Genomic DNA, 633 nt, shown 5'->3' on the forward strand with positions numbered 1-633 from the left:
TACCACAGGCAAGCCCTAAAGGGCTTTAGCTTATGCCTTGTTTACTGGCTCACCCGTAAACGGGTCTATGTACTCTTTCAGTGACATCTGATCATATTCCAGATCTTGTTGCATCTGATTCCTTACATATTCTTCAATTTTCTTTGCATTTTTGCCTACTGTATCGACATAATACCCTCTGCACCAGAAATGTCTGTTTCCATACTTGTACTTCAAATTTGCATGTCTATCAAATATCATCAAAGAACTTTTCCCTTTCAAATATCCCATTATTTCTGACACACTGTATTTTGGTGGTATACTCACAAACATATGAACATGATCTGGCATACACTCCGCTGCTATTATTTCAACACCCTTTCTTTTGCACAATTCGCTTAATATATGACCTATATCTGCTCTTATTTGCTTGTATATAATCTTTCTTCTAAACTTAGGTGCAAAAACTATATGATATTTGCATGTCCATTTTGTGTGTGATAAACTATTATTGTCCATTTGGACTCCTCCTTGTTGTAATGATTTGGTTGGCGAACCTTATATTCATTATAACATGGAGGTTTTTTACTTGAAGCTAAAGCTGTTTGGGAACACACCTGCATAGCAGGTGGTTTATTTTTATTGCCAATACAA

At 35.9% G+C, this 633-nt stretch carries 1 protein-coding gene; it reads right to left on the minus strand.

Annotated elements, in window-relative coordinates; genetic code table 11:
* Nucleotides 1-30 precede the first annotated feature (30 nt).
* Nucleotides 31-498, minus strand: coding sequence for an IS200/IS605 family transposase (tnpA, locus tag DW005_RS04485; protein WP_022377883.1), 468 nt, complete (start codon nucleotides 496-498; stop codon nucleotides 31-33).
* Between the last annotated feature and the right edge of the window lie 135 nt (nucleotides 499-633).

The organism is Clostridium sp. AF36-4 (assembly GCF_003435975.1).
Classification (GTDB): domain Bacteria; phylum Bacillota; class Clostridia; order Lachnospirales; family Lachnospiraceae; genus Eubacterium_F.